Genomic DNA, 838 nt, shown 5'->3' with positions numbered 1-838 from the left:
TAGGGTCCAGACTCAATTGAGCCAATATGCGACGAGAGCGGCGAGATGAACAGCGGCCAAAAAATTACGGGCGAGCTTGTCATATCGCGTGGCGATGCGCCGGAAGTCCTTGAGCCTGCAAAAGCAGCGTTCGATGACATTTCGGCCTTTGTAGGCGCGTTTGTTGAAGCGATGGATGACGACACGGTTAGATTTATTGGGGATTACGGGCTTGGCGCCGCGACGAATGATTTCGCCGCGAAGCTTGTCGCCGTCATACCCTTTGTCGGCGAGGAGCGCGCTCATGGGTGGCGCGAGCGCCAGGACATCGGGAGCCGCAGCGATATCGGCATCCTGGCCTGGAGTCAGATGCAGGACGATCGGCCGGCAGAGCGGATCGCTCAGCGCATGGATTTTTGTCGTGCGGCCTCCGCGCGAGCGGCCGATTGCTTGATTGTGCTCCCCCCTTTTCCGCCGGAGGCACACCGATGAGCTTTAATCGAGGTCGAGTCGAGCGACAGCACGACGCCGTCTTCGCCAGGCTTGGCCAGCGCTTCGAAGATTGCGCACCATCGTCCTCGCTTGGCCCAGCGATTGAAGCGATTGTAGATCGTCGTGTAAGGGCCGTATTCACGTGGACAATCACGCCATCGTGCACCCGATTGCAGCATGTGAATGATGCCGCTGACGATGCGTCGGTCGTCGTCCCGATCCGGCCCCGTCAATCCCCTCGGCAGATGCGGTTCGATACGCGCCCATTGCCTGTCGTTCAGCCAAAACAAACCAGCGCGCATTCTCTCGCCCCCGAATCAACACGTAGGCAAGAGAATCACGTGGCGCTATTTAGGTACAGACCCTA

Annotated in this window: 1 protein-coding gene; it reads right to left on the bottom strand. The window is 59.1% G+C overall.

Annotated features, from left to right (window positions below; genetic code table 11):
* Positions 1-12: 12 nt before the first annotated feature.
* A protein-coding gene (locus tag FXB38_RS42385) for an IS5 family transposase (protein WP_246230654.1) occupies positions 13-773 on the bottom strand; the annotation gives its coding sequence in 2 pieces (ribosomal slippage) (positions 13-434 and positions 434-773; 762 coding nt in all).
* Positions 774-838: the final 65 nt, after the last annotated feature.

The sequence above is a fragment of the Bradyrhizobium cytisi genome, from assembly GCF_008123515.1.
Taxonomy (GTDB): Bacteria; Pseudomonadota; Alphaproteobacteria; order Rhizobiales; family Xanthobacteraceae; genus Bradyrhizobium; species Bradyrhizobium cytisi.
This window is presented reverse-complemented; position numbering and strand designations above follow the sequence as displayed.